The 3,850-nt window shown below is 39.4% G+C and carries 2 protein-coding genes; both read right to left on the bottom strand.

The window, feature by feature from the left end:
* Positions 1-234: 234 nt before the first annotated feature.
* The gene (locus tag H5968_RS24680) at positions 235-1,476 is read right to left on the bottom strand and encodes a DUF4912 domain-containing protein (RefSeq protein WP_187042043.1); all 1,242 of its coding nucleotides are present in this window, start codon (positions 1,474-1,476) and stop codon (positions 235-237) included.
* A gap of 1,175 nt (positions 1,477-2,651) precedes the next feature.
* Positions 2,652-3,653 carry a glycosyltransferase gene (locus H5968_RS24685; RefSeq protein WP_187042044.1) on the bottom strand — a complete coding sequence of 334 codons (1,002 nt, stop codon included), beginning with the start codon at positions 3,651-3,653 and terminating at the stop codon, positions 2,652-2,654.
* Positions 3,654-3,850 lie beyond the last annotated feature (197 nt).

Here is a 3,850-nt window from a genome sequence, read left to right on the forward strand (position 1 = left end):
TTTGAAATTTCACCCGGAAAATGCACGCTTTTAGGAGTATACCCCTGAAAAATCCTGCACTGATTTCCTGATTTTCCACCTGAAACCCTTGATTTATCAAGGTTTTGAGTTTATTCAGCAAGCCCTAAATAAAAAACCCACTACAGAAATACTATAGCGGGTAAAGCAGTTATGGCGTAATGTAAAATTCAAACTTTAAATTCAAACTTTAAATTCAAACTTGAAAATCAAACTTTATTTAAGCCATTCCAAAACAGCTTCTTCCTTAGTATTGGTATTGCGAGAAGGTGTTTCCCGTTCAAACTTCATGTGAATAGAACGACTTTGTTCACCATCAGCAGCAACAGCCAAAATGGGGTAATCTATCAAACCATCTTGGAAAGACATCTGGAAGCGGAATGTACCATCGGGATTGAGTTTAATAGGACGACCACCAATAGTTACAGTTGCATCTGGTTCAGTTGCACCATATACAATTAATTCCGCATCAGCAATTAACCAGAATTTGCGGGGACGTTCTGGAACAGCAGAAGCGGAGAAACCGACCCCAGACATACCTACACCGGACATATTGATCCCGGATGCAGTGGGAACTGCCCACATACCTACACCAGATGGGAAGATGTAAGAACTGATAACTTGTTCTGGACGTACAGAACCGGCTACGTGCTGCATAGAACCGAACAGAGAACCAGCTACCCGTTGAGCTTCTGCTGATTCTGCCATACCAAAGATTTGGTCGTAAATGGGGTTGCCACCAGCACCCACCGCAGCGACTTTCTTAGCTGGGGGAACGAGTTCATACTTGGTCTTACCGCGTAGGTCTTCTTCAAAGTCTACGGCAATGAAGACATCTTCGATCCAGTCGGAAGGATAGACGGGGGGAATGTGAACCCTAGCAGAACGAGCTAATACCAACCAACCACCAATGGGGGTGCGATAACCGATATCAATTACATAATCGCGATCGCTCACAGGAATGGGTAAATACCATTCTCTCGCTAATTCATCCGCAGGATATTCTTGAATACTGTGGGGACTTTGATGATCTAAATCAATATCAGTAACATCATAAATCCGCAATGCTAATTGCTGTCCACCTTGACGACGCAACTCTTGTTTATGTTCATTGGGAATATCCCAGTATGTGTAAGCCCATTGTGGATCACGTGGTAACAACACAATGCGACTTTCACCATAACCACCTGGTAAATCTGCCAGTCCCTCATCCACATCAGCGAGAGAACCACCTGTACGATCTTCCTGACCTAATTCAAATTTTGCTGCTTCCACGGTTTCCTGTGCCTCCAGTGAACGAGATGGACTGAGCGAAAGTTTGTTACTTTGTACTTCTTGAATTGATGCTAACAATTGAGATTTACGCATCCGACTGTAACGAGAAATGCCATACTCACTTGCAACTTTACGAAGTTGCCTTAATGTCATTTCCTCTAGCGGTGGGCGTTCTTTTGCCATTTATTTTGGCCTCCAGTAGTTTTTCGGGTAAATGACTTCCCCTGGTTATAGAATGGTTTATAAAATCTCATCTATCCCAGATGAATTTTTTATTCCTGACTTCTGGTTTTGCCCAGTTTATAAGGGTTTTAGTTGGTTTTTAAATGGATTGCCACGCTTTCTGATTCCTGGTTTTGCCATGATTAGCATTTCTTTGGGATCAGGGGCGTGTTTTTTCTTGATGAAATACTAACAGGTAATCATGCCTAGTGATCAAGGGGTATGAAGTCGGTTTTTCAGCTATTTCACGTATTTATTAGCCCTGCGGGGATCAAATTGTTATGGAATCATAACATTTGCCTTGACCTGGGGTTCATTATGTCAATATTTCCTGACATTTCCGTTTCCATGTTGTGGGATCGGCTTCTAGCCCGTCCAGCTTTAACAGGACTTACGCAAAAGGGAACGAAAGTAAGGGTAATACCCTTCGGGAAGCAAGCTACATGAATTACCCCTACGCAAGAATCAGGTTTTCAGTCACATCTTCCGTAAGTCCTATTTAAGGGTGGCTAAGAAAGTCTTTCCGTGAGGGCATAGGAGTCAGGAGTCAGGAGTCGTAGGGGCGAAGCATTCGGACGACAAATTATCAATTTTATGAAAAGGCTATTTTCCGAATGCTTCGCCCGTACAGGAGTCAGGAGTCAGGAGGAGATGTGAAAATTTCTTTGCCATCTCTTGAAATCCCCAAAAATGCACACTTTTTCCGGTATACCCTTCAAAACCCTTGCACTAATTTCTGTGTTTATCAGCCTCTAACCTTTGATATATCAAGGTTTTAGGTTTATTCAGCAAACCCTAAATAGGGTTTGCTGAAAAAGTCTCTTCGTTAAGGCAGGGAATAGGGAATAGGCAAGACTTTGGGTGATCTGTTAGTAACCAATTCTTTGAAATTTCACCCGGAAAATGCACGCTTTTAGGAGTATACCCCTGAAAAATCCTGCACTGATTTCCTGATTTTCCACCTGAAACCCTTGATTTATCAAGGTTTTGAGTTTATTCAGCAAGCCCTACTGAGCGTGTTGAAGTATGCCCACCCCACAAGAATCTACCCCATAAGAATTAATAGAATATTTTTTGATTTGGTTTTTTCAGGTTGATCTACAGGTTGATCTACAGGTTGATCTACTTGTTTAATTTTATTTAAATTTTATCAGTTTCTTGTGTACTCTCTGTATAAATAATTTTGCTAAACGCATTCGGGTGATATCTTGAATATTAGCTGAGTAATATTTTTTGTGATCAAAAAACTCATTTATTGCTGACAAAATTACTGTGAATCGCTGGATAATATTTTCAGTTCTGTACTCTGCTAAAACTTCTGCGGGTAAAGTCAAAGCCACTGGAGATGATAAAGTTTTGAGAATACGTTGTACATCATATTCTAGAGAATACCCAGCTATTTTATAACAATTAAATCCCGGATCTAAATAATCAGAAAGCCCGCCGTTAACGCTAGAAAAAACTTGACAACCACAAGCTAAAGCTTCCATCGGTTGCAACCCAAAACCTTCACTTACACCCTGTTGCGCCCAATATTCCGCAGAGTCGTAAAGGTAAATTTTCGCTCTATTAAATAATCCTGGTAAATCTTCAATATAAGAATCAACAACAAAAACTTGACACTTTTGTTGTAATGTAGGAATTAATTGTTTAATTAAATATTCAGAAGATTTTCGCGCTTGCACTAAAACATCAATATCTCTATCTAAATGCAAATTTGTAAATTCATCAGCGATTTGATTAGGTAAATAATAAATTAAATTATTAGGCGCTTTTTGTCCCCAATATCCCATTGTATTACGGCTAACTGTAATAATCGGAATACTGGAGGGAAGTTTAAAATTATAACCTGCACTATGAGCATGATAAACTACATTATATTTTTGCAGTTTAGGTGCGAGTTTAGCTATATCAAATCCCCAACTAATCACAAATATTACATCATCTAAATTTTGCTGTGAATTTTGATTTTTTAGTATATCATCAAGAAACAGCTTATCCTTTTCTCTTTGTCGGTAAGTGACAACTTCTGCACTACAGATATTTTGAGCTAAATTAACTGTTTTTAACTCTGCCCAAAGCCCACCACAAGCAAATTTTCCATCTGTTCCTGGAACTAAAAAGTACAGTTTTCTCATATAGAAGTTGGTTTTGATAATTACAATTATTTTTGTAGGTTGGTAATAGTTGATAGTTGATAGTTGATAGTTGATAGTTGATAGTTGATAGTTAATAGGGAAACATCAAATTTATTACCCAATCACCAGTCCCCAATCCCCAATCCCCAATCACCAATCACCAGTCCCCAATCCCCAATCACCAGTCACCAATCACC

This window comes from Sphaerospermopsis sp. LEGE 00249, assembly GCF_014299995.1.
Classification (GTDB): Bacteria; Cyanobacteriota; Cyanobacteriia; order Cyanobacteriales; family Nostocaceae; genus Sphaerospermopsis; species Sphaerospermopsis kisseleviana.

Coding starts and splice junctions, on each gene's coding strand:
- H5968_RS24685 (WP_187042044.1), bottom strand. CDS start 3,653: ATGAGAAAACTGTACTTTTTAGTTCCAGGAACAGATGGAAAATTTGCT.
- H5968_RS24680 (WP_187042043.1), bottom strand. CDS start 1,476: ATGGCAAAAGAACGCCCACCGCTAGAGGAAATGACATTAAGGCAACTT.